Source organism: Pseudocoprococcus catus (assembly GCF_019734885.1).
GTDB lineage: Bacteria > Bacillota > Clostridia > Lachnospirales > Lachnospiraceae > Coprococcus_A > Coprococcus_A catus.
Genome location: NZ_JAAXCM010000023.1, coordinates 1 through 19,868, shown reverse-complemented (window position 1 = coordinate 19,868; position 19,868 = coordinate 1). Strand labels below are relative to the sequence as shown.

The 19,868-nt window shown below is 44.8% G+C and carries 19 protein-coding genes and 2 pseudogenes; 19 read left to right on the top strand and 2 right to left on the bottom strand.

Going from position 1 to position 19,868, the window contains the following annotated elements; translation table 11 throughout:
- The first annotated feature begins 9 nt into the window (after positions 1 to 9).
- The 17 genes and pseudogenes from HED67_RS05590 to HED67_RS05510 all read left to right on the top strand — a co-directional run bounded on the left by HED67_RS05590 (position 10) and on the right by HED67_RS05510 (position 15,594).
- The gene (locus HED67_RS05590; RefSeq protein ID WP_221717756.1) at positions 10 to 555 is read left to right on the top strand and encodes a stage III sporulation protein AF; all 546 of its coding nucleotides are present in this window, start codon (positions 10 to 12) and stop codon (positions 553 to 555) included.
- Between the two features lie 34 nt (positions 556 to 589).
- Complete coding sequence (locus tag HED67_RS05585; protein WP_221717755.1) at positions 590 to 1,192, top strand: stage III sporulation protein AG; 603 nt, start codon at positions 590 to 592, stop codon at positions 1,190 to 1,192.
- A 9-nt stretch (positions 1,193 to 1,201) separates the two neighbouring features.
- On the top strand, positions 1,202 to 1,864 hold the full coding sequence (locus HED67_RS05580; RefSeq protein WP_178440849.1) for a SpoIIIAH-like family protein: 663 nt from the start codon (positions 1,202 to 1,204) through the stop codon (positions 1,862 to 1,864).
- 91 nt (positions 1,865 to 1,955) lie between these two features.
- On the top strand, positions 1,956 to 2,342 hold the full coding sequence (locus HED67_RS05575) for an Asp23/Gls24 family envelope stress response protein (RefSeq protein WP_178440847.1): 387 nt from the start codon (positions 1,956 to 1,958) through the stop codon (positions 2,340 to 2,342).
- Positions 2,343 to 2,447: 105 nt separating this feature from the next.
- Positions 2,448 to 2,843 (top strand): transcription antitermination factor NusB, encoded by a 396-nt coding sequence (gene nusB / locus HED67_RS05570; RefSeq protein WP_178440845.1) that lies wholly within the window; start codon positions 2,448 to 2,450, stop codon positions 2,841 to 2,843.
- A 4-nt stretch (positions 2,844 to 2,847) separates the two neighbouring features.
- Positions 2,848 to 4,059 carry an exodeoxyribonuclease VII large subunit gene (gene xseA, locus HED67_RS05565; protein WP_221717754.1) on the top strand — a complete coding sequence of 404 codons (1,212 nt, stop codon included), beginning with the start codon at positions 2,848 to 2,850 and terminating at the stop codon, positions 4,057 to 4,059.
- Positions 4,060 to 4,075: 16 nt separating this feature from the next.
- Complete coding sequence (gene xseB / locus HED67_RS05560) at positions 4,076 to 4,282, top strand: exodeoxyribonuclease VII small subunit (protein ID WP_178440841.1); 207 nt, start codon at positions 4,076 to 4,078, stop codon at positions 4,280 to 4,282.
- A 15-nt stretch (positions 4,283 to 4,297) separates the two neighbouring features.
- Positions 4,298 to 5,209 (top strand): polyprenyl synthetase family protein, encoded by a 912-nt coding sequence (locus HED67_RS05555; RefSeq protein WP_178440839.1) that lies wholly within the window; start codon positions 4,298 to 4,300, stop codon positions 5,207 to 5,209.
- A 24-nt stretch (positions 5,210 to 5,233) separates the two neighbouring features.
- Complete coding sequence (gene dxs / locus HED67_RS05550) at positions 5,234 to 7,102, top strand: 1-deoxy-D-xylulose-5-phosphate synthase (protein ID WP_221717753.1); 1,869 nt, start codon at positions 5,234 to 5,236, stop codon at positions 7,100 to 7,102.
- Between the two features lie 52 nt (positions 7,103 to 7,154).
- A complete protein-coding gene (locus HED67_RS05545) occupies positions 7,155 to 7,970 on the top strand; it encodes a TlyA family RNA methyltransferase (RefSeq protein ID WP_215632613.1) in 816 nt (271 codons plus the stop codon).
- A 24-nt stretch (positions 7,971 to 7,994) separates the two neighbouring features.
- A complete protein-coding gene (locus HED67_RS05540; RefSeq protein ID WP_221717752.1) occupies positions 7,995 to 8,858 on the top strand; it encodes an NAD(+)/NADH kinase in 864 nt (287 codons plus the stop codon).
- Between the two features lie 15 nt (positions 8,859 to 8,873).
- Positions 8,874 to 9,326, top strand: a complete 453-nt coding sequence (locus HED67_RS05535; protein ID WP_178440831.1) for an arginine repressor — start codon at positions 8,874 to 8,876, stop codon at positions 9,324 to 9,326.
- 19 nt (positions 9,327 to 9,345) lie between these two features.
- Positions 9,346 to 11,022: a DNA repair protein RecN gene (gene recN, locus HED67_RS05530; protein ID WP_221717751.1), complete on the top strand. Its 1,677-nt coding sequence runs from the start codon at positions 9,346 to 9,348 to the stop codon at positions 11,020 to 11,022.
- 232 nt (positions 11,023 to 11,254) lie between these two features.
- Positions 11,255 to 12,337, top strand: coding sequence for a SpoIVB peptidase (gene spoIVB, locus HED67_RS05525; protein ID WP_178440826.1), 1,083 nt, complete (start codon positions 11,255 to 11,257; stop codon positions 12,335 to 12,337).
- A gap of 145 nt (positions 12,338 to 12,482) precedes the next feature.
- A pseudogene (locus tag HED67_RS05520) lies at positions 12,483 to 12,728 on the top strand (response regulator); the annotation flags it as partial.
- A gap of 27 nt (positions 12,729 to 12,755) precedes the next feature.
- Positions 12,756 to 14,897 carry an EAL domain-containing response regulator gene (locus tag HED67_RS05515; protein ID WP_221717750.1) on the top strand — a complete coding sequence of 714 codons (2,142 nt, stop codon included), beginning with the start codon at positions 12,756 to 12,758 and terminating at the stop codon, positions 14,895 to 14,897.
- A 313-nt stretch (positions 14,898 to 15,210) separates the two neighbouring features.
- Positions 15,211 to 15,594, top strand: a complete 384-nt coding sequence (locus HED67_RS05510; protein WP_178440898.1) for a hypothetical protein — start codon at positions 15,211 to 15,213, stop codon at positions 15,592 to 15,594.
- Positions 15,595 to 15,799: 205 nt separating this feature from the next.
- Here HED67_RS05510 and HED67_RS05505 read toward each other — a convergent pair whose 3' ends face one another.
- Both HED67_RS05505 and HED67_RS05500 read right to left on the bottom strand, forming a co-directional pair.
- Positions 15,800 to 17,569: a peptidase domain-containing ABC transporter gene (locus HED67_RS05505; RefSeq protein ID WP_221717749.1), complete on the bottom strand. Its 1,770-nt coding sequence runs from the start codon at positions 17,567 to 17,569 to the stop codon at positions 15,800 to 15,802.
- A complete protein-coding gene (locus HED67_RS05500; RefSeq protein WP_221717748.1) occupies positions 17,562 to 18,809 on the bottom strand; it encodes a PqqD family protein in 1,248 nt (415 codons plus the stop codon). Before HED67_RS05500 ends, HED67_RS05505 begins: the two co-directional genes overlap by 8 nt.
- A gap of 238 nt (positions 18,810 to 19,047) precedes the next feature.
- Here HED67_RS05500 and tnpA point away from each other — a divergent pair.
- Positions 19,048 to 19,362, top strand: a pseudogene (gene tnpA, locus HED67_RS05495) (IS200/IS605 family transposase); the annotation flags it as partial.
- Positions 19,347 to 19,868 (top strand): transposase (locus HED67_RS05490; protein ID WP_246612119.1); only part of this gene is annotated, 522 nt, incomplete at its 3' end. The pseudogene tnpA and the gene HED67_RS05490, both read left to right, overlap by 16 nt.

The window sequence follows — 19,868 nt, the reverse complement described above, 5'->3', positions numbered from 1 at the left end:
GGAGGAAAAATGGAACAGCTGTTGGCATGGGTAAAAAAACTGGCAGTATTTATGATCTTGTGCAGCTACATGGAGCATCTGATCCCGTCACACTATAAAAGATATTTTCATATGTGTACAGGACTGATCCTTATTCTGATGATCAGTACACCCCTGCTTCGGATCGTGCATGGTGATATGGAGAGTGAGGTCATCTGTCTGCTGGAAAATCTGAGAACAAGCAGTAAGGGATATCAGACAGATTCCACACTGGAGCAGGAGTATCGTGATTATTATATGTCCCAGTACAAGTCGGCGGTAACGGAGCAGATTGAGGCACAGGCACGTTCAGAAGGACTGTGTGCGGAGAAAATTACATTTTCAGTGGATGAGGATCCGGAAAGCAGCAGTTATGGCTGCCTGACAGATTTGGCGTTAACGGTGACAAAAGAAAATGGCAGGCAGGCAGAGAGCAGTGCCGTCACTCGTCTGAAAAAAAATATCAGTCGGCAAATGGGCATACAGGAAAGCCGCATTCACTTGTCGGACAGTCAGACACTGCTCGTTAGACAGTAGTTATCAGATCAGCTCTGGTGGGAGGCCGTCGGGAATGACAGATTTAAAGATGCTGTGGCAGCAGTTCACGAATAAAGAGGGTGGGGAAAAGAAACGAAGGGACCGATGGATGCTTCTGGCATTATTTGGTATTCTCATACTTGTGATTGTCTGGCCGGTGGGAAGTAAAAGCAAAGAAGCGGATAATCAAGTGTCGGAATCTGTGGCTGGAACAGAAAAAAGAACGTATAATTATGCAGAACAGTATACTGCGAATATGGAATTGCGGCTGAAAGAAATCCTTGAAAATGTGGATGGCGCAGGTGCGGTTCAGGTAATGATCACGGTGAAAAACAATGGTGAGCAGGTGGTGGAAAAAGACAAAAGTTATTCAGAAAGCAAAACGATCCAGAGCGGAGACGGGGGACAAAATACAACAACGGCCAATACCAGCCGGTCAGAATCAACAGTTTATGATCGGACGGACAGCGGCAGTCCATATGTGGTCAAGCAGCTGGAACCGGAGATAGAAGGTGTACTCGTGGCTGCTCAGGGAGCCGGCGATGAGACCGTTGTCAATGAAATTACTTATGCGGTGCAGGTATTATTTGATGTGCCGGTACATAAAATAAAAGTAGTAAAAATGAGCAGCAGGTAGGAGGGTATTTTGAAACGGCTTTTCAGGAAAAATCAGATTATTATTACAGCACTGGCAATTATGATCGTGATTGCCGGCTATCTGAATTTTACCGCGGATCAGACAAAACCGGTGAAAAAAGAAGCGGAGTCCCAGACGGCAGAGAAGCTTCAGGCAGAGAATATACAGGCGGAGGAAGCTGCAGCAGATGCTGAGGCGGATATTACATCATTTCCTGACGAGGATTTAGCCTCTGTTTCGGCACAGGCCGAGACGGTCACTGACACAGAGACGCCGGAAGGTGAGAAAGTCGGTGAGGCAGTACTTACGAGCTCAGCTTCGGCAGGAGCTTTCAGTGCTTCAGCAAAATTAAACAGGGAACAGGTGCGTTCCAGAAATGAGGCGTCATTGCTGGAAATTATCAATAATACGGAGATTTCAGAGGATATGAAGGCGGATGCCATCGCCAGCATGAATCAGCTGACGGACAGGGCTGAAAAAGAATTGGATGCAGAAATACTTCTGGATGCCAAAGGATTTAAAGACAGTGTTGTCAGCATCAATGATGACTCTGTAGATGTCATTATCGGGGCGGCTTCTATTACGGAGGAGCAGAGAGCGCAGATTGAGGATATCGTGACACGCAAAACAGAGAGAAATGTGTCGGATATCGTGATCACAACCATGGAATAATATTCATTTCTATATGAAAAGATATACTTTTCAAGAAGCGGATACTTTGGTATAATAGACATAACCAGATGAATATGGAGGTATAGACACAATGGCAAATGAACGTGAGAATAATACAAATTATACAATATATGAAAACGGTCCTTTGGGAGAGGTTCAGATCGCCAATGAAGTTGTAGCGATTATTGCAGGTATAGCAGCAACCGAAGTAGACGGTGTCGCTGCCATGGCCGGAGATATTCAGAAGGAATTGGTCAGCAAACTTGGAATGAAGGTTTTATCAAAGGGTGTGCGTATTGCTTTTGAGGACGGTGGCATCAGAGTTGATCTGTCTATCATCCTTGAATATGGTTGTAGCATTCCTGAAGTGACAGCCGCTGTTCAGGATCGAGTGAAGAGCTCCATCGAGACAATGACCGGCCTGAAAGTTTCCGATGTGAATATCCGGGTAGCAGATGTGAAGATAGACAATGAATAGTCTGGCTTGAACAGTGAATCAGGAGAGGGCAGATCTGCCGGCTTTACACAGCCGGCGAGGTTTGTCCTCTGAGTTTTGGTATGAAAGAATACAGTGGAGGAACGAATGGGAAGAAGAGAATTAAGAGAACATATTTTCAGATTATTATTCCGAAGGGATTTTTTTCCGGAGGAAGAGATGAAGGAGCAGGAAGCTCTTTATATTGAATATCTGGCTGATCCGGAGCAGGAAGAAGTGGATTATATTGTCCGGAAGACAGAGAAGATCATGGCTATGATCCCTGAACTTGACAGTATGGTCAATGAACATGCTGTAGGATGGCAGACAGATCGTATGGGCAAGGTGGATCTGACCATTATTCGTCTTGCTGTTTATGAGATGAAGTTTGATGAGGATATCCCGGTCAGTGTTGCCATCAATGAAGCTGTAGAGTTGGCAAAACGCTACGGAACAGAGAATTCACCGGCATTCATCAACGGTGTTCTTGCAAAGATGATTTAAGCCTATGAACAGGAAGCAGGTCTATTCTGTATCAAGTGTGAACCAGTATATCAAGAGTCTGTTTATGGATGACTTTGCTCTGAATCATATTTATGTCCGGGGGGAAGTTTCTAACTGTAAGTATCATTCTTCCGGACATATTTATTTTACGCTGAAGGATCGGGGCGGTGCCATCGCCTGTGTGATGTTTGCAGGCAATAGGAAAGGACTGAACTTCCGTATGACAGAAGGCATGGCGGTGATCGTTTTCGGCAGCGTCAGTGTTTATGAGAGAGACGGAAGATACCAGCTCTATGCCCGTGAGATTATGCAGGAAGGTGCAGGCAAGCTTTATGAAGCCTATGAAGCACTGAAAAAGAAGCTGCTGGCAGAAGGACTGTTCGATGAAGAACATAAGCTGGACATTCCGAAGTATCCGAAGCGGCTGGGTGTGGTGACAGCTAGAACCGGAGCTGCTGTACAGGATATTATCAATGTTTCATTGAGAAGAAACCCATGGCTGCAGATTGTGTTCTGTCCGGCTACGGTGCAGGGAGAAGGCGCGGTGCAGTCTGTGGTCAGAGGAATCCGTGCATTGGAAGAAGCCGGTGTGGATGTGATGATCGTCGGGCGAGGCGGCGGTTCTATAGAAGATCTGTGGGCCTTTAATGAAGAAATGGTTGCCCGGGCAGTTTATGACTGCAAGATTCCGGTGATTTCGGCGGTAGGCCATGAAACAGATACGACGATTATTGATTATGTGGCGGATCTGAGGACACCGACACCATCGGCGGCAGCGGAACTGGCTGTCCCGGATATGCGCATTGTGCTGGGACAGCTCCAAGGATATGAAGAAGCTCTGGAGGCTGCCATGGAACAGATTATGACTTTATGCAGACAACGGGTGGATAGTTATGCCCGTGTTTTCAGACATCTGAATCCTCAGTCACGGCTGAATGACCGGAGGCAGCGGTTGATGGAGGTTGAAGACAGGCTGAGGCTTGGAATGGAACGCAGGATCGAGCAGGCTAAGTCCGAACTGGCAATCCGTACACAGCAGTTGGAAGGTGTATCACCCCTCAGGCAATTGGAGCGGGGGTATGCTTATGTATCGGATGAGAATGGCCATGGTGTTGCATCTGCAGAGCAGGTGACTGTAGGACAGCATCTGTTTCTGGATGTCAAAGACGGAATGATAGAAAGTGAAGTAACAGCGATTCAGAAACAGAAACGCTGAATAAGGAGAAAGCAGGATGGCGAAGGCAAAATCACTGGAAACAGCTTTTGAAGAGCTGGATGCGCTTGTTGCGAAGATGGAAGACAGAGATCTGCCCCTTGAAGAAGCTTTTAAGTTGTATCAGGAAGGGGTTAAGCTTCTGAAATACTGCAATGGTGCGATTGACAAGGTTGAGAAGAAGATTATAGAGATTCATGGAAATGAGGATGAAGGGGACGAATAGTCCGGAGGCTGTAAGATGCAATTTGAACAGGAATTAAAAGAGAAGACAGCAGAGGTCGAAGCATTACTTGAAAGGATGCTTCCGGAAGAAGAGGGACTTCAGAAAACGATTTTTTCAGCTATGAGATACAGTCTGATGGCCGGCGGGAAGAGAATCCGCCCTTTATTGATTGCAGAAACGTACCGTTTTTTCGGAGGTACGGATATTGCTTTGGCAGAGCCTTTTATGGCAGCGATTGAAATGATCCATACGTATTCGCTGATTCATGATGATCTGCCGGCTCTTGATAACGACGATTACAGAAGAGGAAGACTGACTTCCCACAAAGTCTATGGTGAAGCTATGGCTATTCTGGCCGGGGATGCACTGCTGAACTACGCTTTTGAGACAGCAGCTAGAGCTATGGATCATGCAAGAGATGATGCGGAACTTCTGAATGTGATGAAGGCATTCAGAATTCTCAGTACAAAACCGGGTATCAACGGGATGATCGGCGGACAGGTTGTGGATGTGGAACTGACCGGCAAGCCAATTCCTGAGAAGACGCTGCGTTTTATTTTTGAACTGAAAACAGGTGCTTTGATCGAAGCAGCTATGATGATCGGGGCACAGTTGGCGGGAGCATCAGAAGAACAGATCGCAGCAGCAGAGAAGGCAGCCGGCGATATCGGCATGGCTTTTCAGATTCAGGATGATGTGCTGGATGTAATCGGCAATGAAGCTTTGCTTGGCAAACCGATACACAGTGATGAGAAGAACGAGAAGACAACATGGGTAACAGTTTATGGACTTGAGCAGGCCCGGAAGGATGTGTCAGAATATTCACAGGAGGCTATGGACATCCTGTCCGGGATGCAGGAAGTGACAGAACCGAAAGCGTCATTCCTGTATCATTTTGTTGAATATCTGATTCACAGGAACAAATAACAGAAGATAATTGAGGTGTAAAGAATGTCTGGGTATTTGGACAGAATCAATGAAGCCAATGATATAAAGAAAATAGAACCGGAGGCCTATGATGCACTGGCCTCAGAGATCCGCTCGTTTATAATAGAGTCTGTCAGCGAACATGGCGGTCATCTGGCGTCCAATCTCGGCGTTGTAGAATTGACGATGGCACTGCATCTGTGCCTGGATTTTCCGAATGACAAGCTGATCTGGGATGTGGGACATCAGGCCTATACGCATAAGCTTCTGACCGGACGTAAGGAAGATTTCAGTAGCCTTCGTACTTTCGGCGGTATGAGTGGATTTCCAAAACATAAGGAGAGTCCCTGCGATGCCTTTGATACAGGACATAGTTCAACATCCATATCGGCTGCCCTTGGTTATGCCAGGGCAAGAGATTTGAAAGGTGAGAACAGGACAGTTGTGGCAGTGATTGGTGATGGCTCCATGACAGGCGGTATGGCTTATGAAGCATTGAACAATGTATCGCACCTGAAGAGCAATATGATTATTGTTCTCAATGACAACAAGATGTCGATTTCAGAGAATGTCGGCGGGCTTTCAAGGCATCTGACGGCACTTCGTACAAGAGAGTCCTATATGGATTTCAAAGTAGATGTTGAGAAGAAGCTTAAGCAGATTCCTCATGTGGGAGATTCTGTGGCCAGAAGTGTCAAGAAATCCAAGGATTCCATCAGACAATTGTTTGTAAAAGGCGGCTTTTTCGAGGATTTCGGAATCAAGTATATCGGTCCGATAGACGGGCATGATATTAAAGAGATGGTGCGGGTGCTGAATGCTTTGAAGAAGCTGAATGAGCCGGTGGTCATGCATGTGGTGACTCAGAAGGGACGGGGATATATACCGGCGGAGAAGAATCCTTCCGCCTTTCATGGAGTGGGAAGCTTTGATATTGCCACAGGTGAGCCTCTGGCGGGCAAGAGTGTTTCTTATACATCCATATTTTCAAAAACAATCTGTAAGCTCGGGAAGAATCATCCGGATGTTGTTACAATTTGTGCAGCGATGCCGGATGGTACAGGACTGACAGCCTTCAAGAAATATTTTCCGGACCGGTTTTTTGATGTAGGCATTGCGGAGCAGCATGCGGTGACATTTGCAGCCGGACTGGCAGCAGGCGGCATGCATCCGTTTGTGGCCGTCTACTCATCTTTTCTGCAGCGTGCCTATGATCAGATCATTCATGATGTCTGCATACAGAATCTTCCTGTTGTATTCTGCGTGGACAGAGCAGGGCTTGTGGGCGCTGATGGCGAGACACATCAGGGGATTTTTGATCTGTCTTATTTGTCAATGATACCGAATATGACGGTCTGTGCGCCGAAGAACAAATACGAACTTTATGACATGCTGTATTTTGCTTACCATTATAATGGGCCGATCGCCATCAGATATCCAAGGGGCACTGCCTGTGAAGCATTCAAGGACATGCGCCCGCCGATTGTTTATGGTAAGAGTGAGCTGATGTTTAAAGGTGAGAAGGTTGCCCTTGCAGCGGTGGGCAGTATGGTTGAAACGGCTGTGGAGGTCCGTGGGAAACTGCGGGAAAAGGGCATCAATGCAACCGTTGTGAATGCACGTTTTGTCTGTCCGCTGGATACAGAATGTCTGGATGCACTTGCCGCAGAGCATCAGTGGATCGTCACCATGGAGGAGAATGTTTTAAAAGGCGGCTTCGGAGAAGCCTGTGGTGACTATATTTTAGAGAAGCATGAAGATATCCGACTGATCCATATAGGTGTTCCGGATGTTTATGTGGAGCACGGCGGTGTTGATCAGCTGAAAAAGACCCTTCATATGAATGCGGACTCGATTGTTGAACGGATCTGCATGGAAATGGACGGAGAATAAGGAAGTTTTCCGAATTTGAGAGACAGAGTTTGAGAGGAATGGATAGATAGAAATGAAAGAAAGACTGGATGTACTTCTGGTGAAGCGAAATCTGGCTGAATCCAGAGAAAAAGCCAAGGCGATTATTATGTCAGGCAATGTGTTTGTCAATGGCAACAGAGAGGATAAGGCCGGAACTACTTTTGATGAAGAGAAGGCTCAGATTGAGATCAAAGGTCATACATTGCCGTATGTCAGCCGAGGCGGTTTAAAACTTGAGAAAGCCATCGAAGTTTTCGGTGTGGATGTCAAAGATAAAGTATGTATGGACATTGGTGCTTCAACCGGCGGTTTTACGGACTGTATGCTCCAAAATGGCGCAGATCATGTCTATTCCATTGATGTGGGCCGTGGACAGCTGGCCTGGAAGCTCCGTCAGGATCCGAGAGTCATATGTATGGAGAAGACGAATATCCGATATGTGACATCTGAACAGGTGCCTGAGAAGATTGATTTTGCTTCAGTGGATGTTTCATTTATTTCTTTGAAGAAGGTTCTGGGGCCGGCCAGAGAATTGCTACAGGATGATGCCAGAATGGTATGCCTGATCAAACCACAGTTTGAAGCAGGAAGAGAGAAAGTCGGCAAAAAGGGTGTTGTCAGAGACAAAGCTGTTCACCTGGAAGTGATCGAGATGATCCTTCAGTTTGTGACATCTATTCATTTTGAAATCCTGAATCTGGATTATTCCCCGATTAAAGGTCCTGAGGGTAACATTGAATACCTGGTCTATATTAGAAAACGTCCTGAGGATTATCCGCTTGGAGAATGGCCGGTAGACCCTGCAGAGGTGGTTGAGCGGGCCCATGCGGAGTTGGCAAAGGGCTAATTCCTTAAATGACGGAGGATTCAAATGAAAAAATTTGCTTTGCTGACGAATTATTCGAAAGACAGAAAGCTTGTTTATACACGATTGATTGAAACATATATCACGGAAAATGGCGGTACGCACTGGGTGCCGGAACACATCAGTGAACCTGATGATGATGGGGATCAGCGATATGATTTAAGCGATATGCCGGCGGATATAGAATGTGTGATTGTTCTTGGCGGAGATGGGACGCTTCTTCAGGCTGCCAGGGAGATGCTTGACAGACATATTCCGTTGCTTGGGATCAATCTCGGAACCCTTGGATTTCTCACTTCGGCTGAGAAGAGTGAGCTTCCGCGATGTCTGGACAGCGTTTTGGATGACAGCTGTTCCATTGATGAACGCATGATGCTTAGAGGCAGTGTTTATCATGGTCAGGAGAAGATACAGACCAATATCGCACTCAATGACGTCATTATCACCAGAGCCGGTTTTTCCAGACTGGTGGAACTGAAGATCTATGTGAACGGTGAGCTTTTAAGTATTTATAATGCGGACGGCATCATCGTTTCAACACCGACAGGATCGACAGGTTACAGCCTTTCTGCAGGCGGACCCATTATCTTTCCCCAGACGGATGTCATGGTCATCACACCGATCTGTCCGCATTCATTGCAGGCGAGAAGTCTTGTTGTATCAGGAGAAGACCGGATCATGATTGAGATCGGCAGAAGAAGAAAGACACAGAGAGAGGAAGCAATGGTAACCTTTGACGGCAGAAGTGCACAGGAGCTGGAGACAGGAGACCGTATTGAGATATATAAGGCACAGGAGACAACACAGCTGATCAGATTAAAGGGAAGAAGCTTTTACCAGGTTCTTCAGAATAAAATCGGCACGGCATAAAGGGTGGGTATTATAATGAAATTAAAAAGACATGAGAAGATTATTGAGCTGGTGAATAAATATGAGATCGAGACACAGGAAGAGCTGGCTTCCTTATTAAATCAGGCCGGTTTTCGTGTGACTCAGGCAACAATTTCAAGAGATATCCGTGAACTGCGATTATCAAAGGTCAACAGCCATGACGGCAAGCAGAAATATGCAGTGATGTCCGTCAGGGATCAGGGACTTAATGAAAAGTTGAGCAAAGTTTTAAAAGAAGGTTATATATCGAGCATGGAAGCATCCCATCTTGTTGTCGTGAAAACGGCTACAGGTATGGCTATGGCGGTGGCAACGGCACTGGATGCCATGGAACTTCCGGGATTTGCAGGATGTATTGCCGGAGATGACACTGTTATGTGTGCCCTTCATGCCGATGCGGATGTAGAGATACTGTTAAGCCGGATCAATAAAGTCGTTAGTCAGTAGAAGAATAGAGGAGAAATATATGCTTCAGAATATACATGTGAAGAACATGGCGTTAATTGATGAGGCAGATGTTGATTTTGGAGATCATCTGAATATCCTGACAGGTGAGACTGGTGCCGGTAAGTCGATTATTATCGGTTCCATCAGTATGGCTCTCGGAGGCAAGGTCTCCAGGGATGTGATCAGAAAAGATGCAGACTATGCCCTTGTGGAATTAAATTTCAAAGTGAAGAATCCGCAGATTCTTGCAGAACTGGAGAAGCTTGAGATACCGCCGGATGGTGATGAAGTGATTATATCACGGCGGATCACAGGTACCAGAAGTGTGGCAAGGATCAATGGCGAGCTGGTGTCATTGGCGGTTCTCAGACAGGCAGCTGCACTTTTAATTGATATTCACGGTCAGCATGAACATCAGTCTCTTTTACATAAAGACAAACATCTGGCCATTCTGGATCAGTTTGCCAGGGAAGAAATGGCACCTGTCAAAGATGCATTAAAAGACAGTTACAGGGAATATATGATATTGAAGAAAGAGATGGACGGGGCGATCACTGATGAGGGAAAGCGTCTCAGTGAGATTTCATTTCTTCAGTATCAGATAGAAGAGATAGAGAATGCCAATCTTCAGGATGGTGAGGAAGAACAGTTAGACAAAGCTTTCCGTAAGATGAGCCATGCAAGGCAGATGATGGAAAGCATTGCATCGGCCCATGGCATGACGGGCTATGAAGGTGCCTCTGCTGCCGGTGATCTGGTGGGAAGAGCACTCAGAGAGCTGTCATCAGTGGAAAAATATGATGAGGCCATCGGCAGTCTGATCAGTATGCTGACAGATATTGACGGCCTGTTGAATGATTTCAACAGAGAGCTGGCGGATTATGAATCAGGTTTGACTTTTGATGAATCCGTTTACCATGAGACAGAGGATCGTCTGAATCTGATTCAGCGATTAAAGTCCAAATATGGCAGCAGTATTTCAGAAATCCTTGCACATCAGGATCAATGCCAGGCGGAACTGGAGAAGCTTAATGATTATGAGAATTATCTGTCCGGTCTGCACCGGCGGTTAGATGAGGCAGAGACGGAGCTGAAGGAACTGTCTGATCGTATTACAGCTATTCGTAAAGCTAATGCCTCTGTTCTTCAGGATAAGATCAAAGCTGCATTAGTCGATCTGAATTTCCTGGATGTGCAGTTTGAGATTCAGTGCACCCTCCTTGGCCACTATACAGAAAATGGTCAGGACAGCATTGAATTTATGATTTCAACGAACCCGGGTGAAACGGTGAAGCCTTTGGGCAAAGTTGCCAGTGGCGGTGAATTATCGCGAATCATGCTGGCAGTGAAGTCTGTTCTGGCCGATGCAGATGCCATTGAAACATTGATTTTTGATGAGATTGATACCGGCATCAGCGGACGTACAGCCCAGAAAGTATCTGAGAAAATGGCAGTGATTGCCAGAAAACATCAGGTAATCTGTATTACCCATCTTCCGCAGATCGCAGCCATGGCAGATGATCATTACGTCATTGAAAAAAATACCATGGAACAGCGTACCATGACAGAGATCCATCATCTGTCCGATGAAGCTTCCGTGGACGAAATCGCACGTCTGCTGGGCGGTGTGGAGATCACAGATGCAGTTATGAAGAATGCCCGCGAAATGAAAAATCTGGCGAGGTCAAAAAAATAGATTAAATCAAATAGCTTCATCACATACTAACAGGGAGTAATCAACTGATTATGTCCCTGTTTTATTTACGCGAGCAACGAGCCAAAGTCCGTGCTTGCACGAGACCTTGGCGTTGCTAAGCGCCAGTGGCGCTTGTTTAGCAACGACCGAAACGGAGTGTAGAGGTCGCGATAACTTGAGAAACTCGCGGAGCGTGTTTCTCATAGTTTTTGATAGAAAGGTGTGTGGTGGTGTGGAACGAAAGAGAAAATACAGGATATGGCTGATGGCGGCGTTGGTGGTTAATCTGATTGTTTTGGCCGGGTTTGTGATGAATAATTGGTATCAGGAGGCACAAAAGACGCAGGATCAGGGGCTGACAAAGGTTTCAGCAGACGTGGCTGACAGGCACTATGTGATGCCGGTGGGGATGCCGGTGGGGCTTTATATTCATACGAAGGGTGTGATGGTGCTTGGAACGGGAAAGGTGGAGAATCTGGCTGATGAGGTGATGGAACCGGCGAAGACGGTTTTCAGGAAAGGGGATTATATACTGAGTATTAATGGCACGAAAATCAGGAATACAAGTCAGGCAATGAGTCTGATTCAGGCCTGTAAAGGAAATATGCTTAACTTTGAAGTATTGAGGGAGGGGGATAAAATCTGCCTGTCGATGAAACCGGTGGAGACTGCAGAAGACGTTTATAAGATCGGTGTATGGCTTCGGGACGATACACAGGGAATAGGAACGATTACGTATGTTGATGCCAATCAGCAGTTTGCAGCCTTAGGCCATGGCATTACAGATGCCGATACCGGAATTTTGATGGACATCAGTCATGGGATGGTTTACAGGTCAAATATATTGTCGGTTGTCAAGGGTTCCAGGGGAACGCCGGGAGAGATTGTGGGAACCATTGATTATCAGAAGAAAAACAGGATCGGCACCATTGATGATAATAGCGGATGCGGCATTTTTGGGACAATAGACAGTGGCTATCTGGCTTATGATGCATCGAAAGCCGTGCCGGTTGCACATTCGGAGGAAGTAATGGAAGGCCCTGCCGCCATTGTCTGTACCGTGAATGGTGAAACAGAGAGCTATGAAGCCGAAATCAGGAAAATTGACAGGCACAATCGCGATCACAAAAATTTTGTCCTGCAGATTACGGATGAGCGTCTGCTGGCAAAAACAAACGGTATTCTTCAGGGGATGAGCGGCAGCCCGGTTATTCAGAATGGTCAGCTGGCAGGAGCTGTCACCCATGTCTTTGTTAATGAGCCTACTAAAGGATATGGCATTTTTGCCGAAAATATGCAGAAAACGGAAGAATAAATGGAAAATAGATAATGTGTATTTCCTGTGGATTCAAAGGTGTTTCTGTGATAAGATAGTACTAATTATCGAATTCGTAAGATATTAAGATTGACCATCATCATTTGATCCTCAGTCCTCTGTATCTGAAACAGATTTTACAGAAGAGAATCAGTTGGAGCTGATTCTGATGGATGTGATGATGCCTGAGATGGATAGGCTGACGGCAGCCAGGATTATCAGAGGAATGAAAGGGACGGATGCCGGCAAGATCCCGATATTTGCAATGAATGCCAGTGTTTTTCCAGATGTTGTGAAGGCAGGCAGGAGAGCGGGAATGAATGAGCATCTGTCCAAGCCGTCGGATGAAACGAATATGATGCGTAAGATCAGAGGTTATATTACACGATAAAATTTTTATAACAGGGTGGTGACAAAGATGCACAAGGGTCATTTGGACAATAACGAAGAACAAATAAAAGACACATTGGGAATGAATGATATTATCAGTGTTCTGAGAAATGAATTCAGCAATATTTATCTGGTAGATTGTAAAAGCCAGCAGATAGAGATTTATCGATATAAGAATCAGGCAGTCGGAGTCAAAGAAATTTTACAGACAAAGCAGCCTTATAAAGCTGCCATACAGAAATACATAGAAGAGAACGTTGTTTTGGAGGATCGGAAGAAGATGAACGCGGCTGCGGATTTTGAACATGTATGCAGTCAGCTTCATAAAATCCCTCAGTTCACAGTCCATTATCGGGTCAAAAGGGATGGGGTACTTTCATATTACTACATGAAATGTGCCAGAATCGGAGATGCAGATACATTTCAGAGAGTCATCTTTGCCTTTGCCAATGAGGATGCAGATGTGAAGCAGAATGAAATAGAGAAAATCATACATGCCGACATTACAACCGGAAAGCGCAAAATACTGATCATAGAGGACGACGCGCTTAACAGGGAAATGCTGTGTGAGATTCTCAAGGATAAGTATGATATCCTTACAGCAGAAAACGGAGAAATCGGTTTTGAGATATTGGAGAAGAATTACAAAGCATTGTCGGTGATTTTACTGGATATGCAGATGCCGGTATGCGATGGAACAGAATTTTTGAAAAAAATCGGTGAGGATACAGCATTGGCTTCTATTCCTGTGATTGTTATCACTGCAAACAGTGACGAAGATGCGGAGCTGACATGTCTGAATTTGGGAGCTTCGGATTTCATCAGAAAACCATATAACGCAGACATTATCAAAGGAAGAGTTGACAATGTTATCAAGTTAAAGGAATCCACACTGATGCTGGCTGCAGTTGAGCATGATGAATTGACCGGACTTTATACCAGGCAGGTATTTCTGCATTATGCAAAGGGGATCATGAAGTTTAGAGCAGATACGCCAATGCACTTAGTTGTAGCGAAGATCATTGATTTTAAATTGATCAAGCACATGTACGGCAATAAAAAAGCGGATGAGGTCATTGGTTATTTAGCGTCCGTATACAGCAATAGAGTCAGGAATGGATTGGTTGCCAGACAAGGCCATAATTCCTTTGTCGGCTTGTTCTGGGAAGATTATAAGACATTTGAACAAAAATTGAAAAATGTCATCAGTGAAGTGAAGGCCAATTTACCGGTAAAAGGGCTGATGGTCAAATACGGGGTTTATAAAGACATCGACAAACGACTTCCTGTTTCAGCAATCTGTGACTGTGCCTCTATGGCAGAAGAATCCATTGCGGACAATTATGATTGTGATATGGCTTATTATACAGAAGAAATGGGCCACAAACGGATCAACAACCAGATGATAGAGATTGCCTTTGAATCGGCGTTGAAAAATCATGAATTTATTGTTTTTTATCAGCCAAAAGTAGATATTGATACGGAAAAAGTCGTTGGTGCAGAGGCATTAGTGCGTTGGTACAAAGATGGCACATCGCTGATATCACCGGGAGAGTTTATTCCTGTTTATGAAAGAGATGGATTGATTGTCAGACTGGATGAATATGTCTTCCGACAGGTCTGCAGTCTGCAAAAAAGAAGAATGGATAAGGGAGAAGAATTGCTTCCTATTTCTGTTAATTTGTCCAGAACCAGTGCACTTCATGAAGATGTAGCGAAACGCTATATTGACATTATAAAGGAAAACGGCATTCCTTTTTCATGTGTGCCGATAGAGCTGACGGAGTCGGCCGCCATTTATAATGATCGTGTGAAGGCAATGACAGAACAGCTGACTGACGCAGGCTGTATCCTTCATATCGACGATTTCGGTGTGGGGTATTCTTCATTGATCAGCCTGAACCAGTTCCCGTTCAGTACGCTGAAGATTGATAAGAGTCTTATTGATGATGTGTGCCAGAGCAAGGGGAAAACCCTGGTGGAGCAGGTTATCACATTATCAAAACTTCTGGACATGAAAGTTGTGGCTGAAGGCGTGGAAACAAAGGAACAATTAGACATTATTAAGGCCCTGCAGTGCGATGCAGTACAGGGATTTTATTATGCAAAACCGATGCCGGAGGATGAATTCATTGAATATGTCAAGGGCATACAGTCAAAAAATCAGTAAAAATCGTCAGACAGGGATTTGTATGAGAATAAGAATGCTGCAGAGTTCTGGACGAGTACGGTGTGCAACATTCAGCAGCCAAAGCAGAAAGATGATATCTTACTTAAGAATTTGTGTAACCTGTTGACATGAAAACACTCTCTGAGTATAATGAAGGTGATAGAAAACACACACCTTTTTGATAGCAGATAATTACAAAACTTAAGCAATTTTGTTGTGCAATTTAACAATTTAAATCTGTACGTGATATGGGCTTGCTATTTTTGGAATTATCTCAGACTAGAAGATAGGAGATAGATAGGAGATAGATGTGATGAAGACATATACAAAACCGGTAGTGACAATTGACAACGGCATGGCAGAAGGCGTTTATGCAGCCAGCGGTGCAAATCAGGGAAAATTGAATGTTACTTATCATGGAGTTTGGGATCGTTGGGGGACTAATGGCGGTAAAGGTTTGGCAATGGCTGATTGGTCCGGTATTGACGGTACAATTACTTTGAATATTACATTTAATGATACCATTGATCAGGCCGAAACAGATGACGCTTCTGTTCAGACATCATGGAGCGGAAAGACTGCAACATTCACATTTGCAAGTACAGCAACTAATCCATTGACAATTGGTATTCATCTCAATCATGGTACATCAATTGATGATTTGAAGATGACAGGATTTACATATTCTGTAAATTAAGGTATAATACCCTGTATTTGACATTTTAAGAACATAAAAACCGCTGCAAAGCCTGTAATTGAAAGCTTTGCAGCGGTTTTGTTTTTCATTTTTACCAGTACTTTTTCACATATTCCTTTGCCTCTTCCTCGGGCAGGGAGAATTTGTTTAGAATTTTTGAGCGAATAATTGATAAGCTGCTGAGTTTTTGTTATAGCTCCAATAGTTAGAAATCCTTCACCAGCTTGTCAATTTCGTCCTTTCCAAGCACCTGGCATTGTTTATTCCTGATGGCGTAAACTCTTGTACAGATGTTCAGTACGGTTGGTCGATGGGTGGTGACGATACAGGTTCGAGGGTAAGTATCTGTCATGATATTTCGAAGGACCCGTCGTTCAGTGGCCACGTCCAGAGCGGAGGTGGCTTCATCAAGAAGCAGGATCGGAGATTTGCGAAGCAGGGCTCTGGCGATGGAAAGTCGCTGGGCCTGACCCTCTGAGAAGCCGCCGCCTCTCTCCTGGACCATACTCTGGATGCCGTCAGGCAGCTTTTCTACGAATTCCCAGGCGTCTGCCAGCTTCAATGCACTGATGATCTCTTCATCAGTGGCATCCGGTTTGACATTGCGCATGTTTTCGGCAATGGTACCGGAGAACATGGTGTTGCCCTGAGGTACATAGGAGAAGAGCTTTCTTGTGGAAGGCGACATCACCATTTTGTTGTCTTTGTCATTTCCGGCACAAATCCAGGTTTCGCCTTCGGCTGGCTTCAGCAGCGAAAGGATCAGACGGAGCATGGTTGTCTTACCTTCGCCGGAAGGTCCCACAAGGGCAACGATCTCATGAGGGTAGGCCTCCACAGATGCGTTGCGAAAAACTTCGGTTCCTGTGTGATAGGTGTAGCTCATATGCTGCATATTCAGACCGATACCGATGCTTCGGTAAGCGTTCATAAATTTGCGGACTTCTGCATCCATACTGTAGTCTTCCTGAGGCATCTCCACGATATCCATGAGACGGCCGGCGGAAATGGTCAGTGAGATGGCGGATGGGATCAGTCCAACAAGGGAATTGACAGAACCTGTCAGATTGCCGGAGAGGGAGAGAAACATTGTCATAGTACCATAGGAGATGGCACCGCTCCATACCCGGTAAATGCCCCAGCCATAGCAGCTGTAGGAGACAATATAGCCGATGATGGTCATGAGGATGGATGTCACGATGGACATCTTCTGGAAATCCAGCCGCATATGGATATATTCCTGCTGAAGATTTTTCAGACGGTTCGTATAAAAATGAATCAGATCGAAGGCTTTGATGGTCTGGATATTGGAAAAAGTCTCCTGGTTGAAGCCGTAGAGCCTGGCACTCATGGCGGCACTTTTCTGGTTATTGCTGCGCATCCTGCGAAGCAGCGGTCTGGACATCAATGCACTGAATGGAATACCGATCAGGGCAAAAAGTGCGAAGGTCGGATCATAATAGAGAACGATGGCCAGAGAACTGAAAAATTTCACGGTGTAGATGATCAGGTTCGGTACCCAGTTCAGGATACCACCGGAGATATTGGAAGCATCGGCGTTCCATCGGGTCACCAGATCACCGGTGTGATAAGCAGTCAGAGATTCCCAGTCCGTGACAAGGATTTTTGAAAAAATGTCATTTTTAATTTCTGCATCAACTTTCAGGTTAATGAAGGTGGATGCGTAAGAGGTAGCCTGGGCGACGATGACATTCACCATAGAAAAACCAATCATGGCTGCAAAGGTGCGGAGCAGTTCTCCTGTCTGATGACCGGTGATGATATCCACCAGATCCTTGGAAATAAAACTGGACACAAGGGAGATACCGGTGCCGGCAACACCGAGAACGGTATAGAGGATCATGGCTTTCCAGTAGCGGCGGCCATACTGATAGATCCAGTGAAGCTGGGTCAGCATTTTCTGAGGGGTGCCATCGGTCAATTTGGCGATGAGCCATTGAATTTTTTTATGCATGGCGGGAGCCCTCCTCTTTATCAATGGCTGCTTTGACCACATCCACGGCGGAGGGATTTTTCGTACAGCACAGGTGGAAGATCGGGATTTCACGGCTCAATTCAGCTGCAAAATCAAGATTCCTTTCCAGACCTTCAGGTGTCCAGGAAGGCGAGATCAGGCGCTGCATGACACGCAGGGTTTTCAGCGTATCATCCAGTGTTTCCAGGTGATCATCTGATGCCCGTCCGAGAAGGATGATGCCCCCAAGAGGGTAAGTTTTTGTTGTAAAGATACCGGAAGTGCCGCACCATGGTATGCCGTAGACCTGATAATGCCCGTCTTTTATACCGATCAGATTGAGATCACCGTTGAGATAAGGCGTTCCAATCAGATCATGCCATAGAGCAGTATGGGTGGATTTGCCCATGCCTGAATGACCGGAAAAAAGCCATGCCTTTTCTTTGTACAGAATAGAGGCGGAATGAAGGGCAAAAAGGCCATGCATTCCGGCAAGATACAAAAAGAAAAAACGGATGGCATGAAAAATATGTTCATTTTCCGTTTGATAGACAGGCTTTCTGCAGTAAAGACGCACATAATGGCCGTCCTTTGTCATTCTGGCTTCGAAAATGTTCGTCATTTCAGGAAAAAGCATGCGGTACATGTCTTCGTATTCATAGAGGATCAGTTCACGATTCTTGATGAGAACCTGTCCAGGGGGACACCAGGAAGGAGATGCAGGGACTGCTTCAATTTGCTGGTCAGGCTGCGGTAGATTGAGCCCGGAAACAGTGCCGGATGCAAAAGCAGTATCCGACATGGAATCAGATGAAGCAGTTGGTCCAAAAGCAGCATCTGAAGAGGTTTCTGTATAGAATGACTCAAAATCCGATGGAAAGAGATCAGGCTCTCCGTATAGGCCAACATTCAGATCAGCAATTTTCATTTGTCTCAAAAGCGGTAATCCCAGGGGACTTAGCGTTTCGGAAAGAAAATGCATCTGCAGCATTGTATGGATAAAATCATGAATATCACCGGAAAGGGATATCCGGTCAGCGTCTTCAATGCCATAATGCTCGGCCAGTTTTTGAATCAATTGGTCTTCAGACATCGGATGTTCCAATGCCTGCCATATAAAGACACCGGTTTCATTCAGTTGACAGCCCTTCTTCTGGTCGGCAATAGCCTGACCGTAGGGAAGCAGCCAGTAAGTGTCATTAACTTTTTTTAAAAGATAACAATTCTGACGTTTAAGCATAACAAAAGTCCTTTGTAAGATTCTTATATATTATATAATAGGATAAAATCCATAGATTTCCTTTATTGTATCAGATATAGTGATGTTTTTCACTTGATTTTTTAACAAAAGTTAGCAAGAATTCTCCTTCCTCTACAGGTGGGAGATGAATTGCAGAAAAAAGAAAAAAGAACACTTGTTCTGAAGTGCGAAGTGTGGTATACTATAATCAGTCGAAAGGATAGAAAGGACTGATTATATGGACAAAATGGATCATAATGCACATTCAGTATATTTGATGTATTATCATCTGATCATGGTTGTAAAATACCGAAGAAAAGTAATAGATGATCCGATTTCGGAACGTGCAAAAGAGATCTGGGAACGTATTGCACCTGATTATGGAATCACACTGGAAGAATGGAATCATGATGTTGATCATGTGCATGTTATGTTTCGGGCACAGCCAAAATCAGAACTCAGTAAATTTATCAATGCGTATAAAAGTGCAAGCAGTCATTTGTTAAAAAAGGAATATCCACAGATCAGGGAAAGACTTTGGAAGGAAGCATTCTGAAAAGCTATACGACAAATGTGGTCAATGGAAATATTCAGGTAGAAGATCATCGGATAAAACTACCGAAGTTAAAATGGATCCGTATGAAAAAACATCGTGATATTCCGGAAAAATATTGCCTGAAATCTGTAACAATAAGTATGGAACCATCCGGAAAGTATTATGCAAGTCTATTATATGAAAAATCTGACTGTGAAAACCAGGCAGAAGAATTTGATTATGAAGACGCAAAGATACTGGGAATTGATTATGCAATGCATGGAATGGCTGTGTTTTCTGAGGATATACAGAAGGAAAATGAAGGATACTTCAGAAAAAGTGAGGAGCGGCTGGCAAGGGAACAAAGAAAGTTATCCCATTGCGTGAAAGGAAGCAATAATTATTACCGACAGAAAAAACGTGTTGCATTATGTCACGAAAAAATCCGAAACCAGAGGAAAGATTTCTTACATAAGCTGAGTTATGAAATGGCAGAGGCATATGATGTTGTTGCAGTAGAAGAT

Coding starts and splice junctions, on each gene's coding strand:
- HED67_RS05590 (WP_221717756.1), top strand. CDS start 10: ATGGAACAGCTGTTGGCATGGGTAAAAAAACTGGCAGTATTTATGATC.
- HED67_RS05585 (WP_221717755.1), top strand. CDS start 590: ATGACAGATTTAAAGATGCTGTGGCAGCAGTTCACGAATAAAGAGGGT.
- HED67_RS05575 (WP_178440847.1), top strand. CDS start 1,956: ATGGCAAATGAACGTGAGAATAATACAAATTATACAATATATGAAAAC.
- nusB (WP_178440845.1), top strand. CDS start 2,448: ATGGGAAGAAGAGAATTAAGAGAACATATTTTCAGATTATTATTCCGA.
- xseA (WP_221717754.1), top strand. CDS start 2,848: ATGAACAGGAAGCAGGTCTATTCTGTATCAAGTGTGAACCAGTATATC.
- xseB (WP_178440841.1), top strand. CDS start 4,076: ATGGCGAAGGCAAAATCACTGGAAACAGCTTTTGAAGAGCTGGATGCG.
- HED67_RS05555 (WP_178440839.1), top strand. CDS start 4,298: ATGCAATTTGAACAGGAATTAAAAGAGAAGACAGCAGAGGTCGAAGCA.
- dxs (WP_221717753.1), top strand. CDS start 5,234: ATGTCTGGGTATTTGGACAGAATCAATGAAGCCAATGATATAAAGAAA.
- HED67_RS05545 (WP_215632613.1), top strand. CDS start 7,155: ATGAAAGAAAGACTGGATGTACTTCTGGTGAAGCGAAATCTGGCTGAA.
- HED67_RS05540 (WP_221717752.1), top strand. CDS start 7,995: ATGAAAAAATTTGCTTTGCTGACGAATTATTCGAAAGACAGAAAGCTT.
- HED67_RS05535 (WP_178440831.1), top strand. CDS start 8,874: ATGAAATTAAAAAGACATGAGAAGATTATTGAGCTGGTGAATAAATAT.
- recN (WP_221717751.1), top strand. CDS start 9,346: ATGCTTCAGAATATACATGTGAAGAACATGGCGTTAATTGATGAGGCA.
- HED67_RS05515 (WP_221717750.1), top strand. CDS start 12,756: ATGCACAAGGGTCATTTGGACAATAACGAAGAACAAATAAAAGACACA.
- HED67_RS05510 (WP_178440898.1), top strand. CDS start 15,211: ATGAAGACATATACAAAACCGGTAGTGACAATTGACAACGGCATGGCA.
- HED67_RS05505 (WP_221717749.1), bottom strand. CDS start 17,569: ATGCATAAAAAAATTCAATGGCTCATCGCCAAATTGACCGATGGCACC.
- HED67_RS05500 (WP_221717748.1), bottom strand. CDS start 18,809: ATGCTTAAACGTCAGAATTGTTATCTTTTAAAAAAAGTTAATGACACT.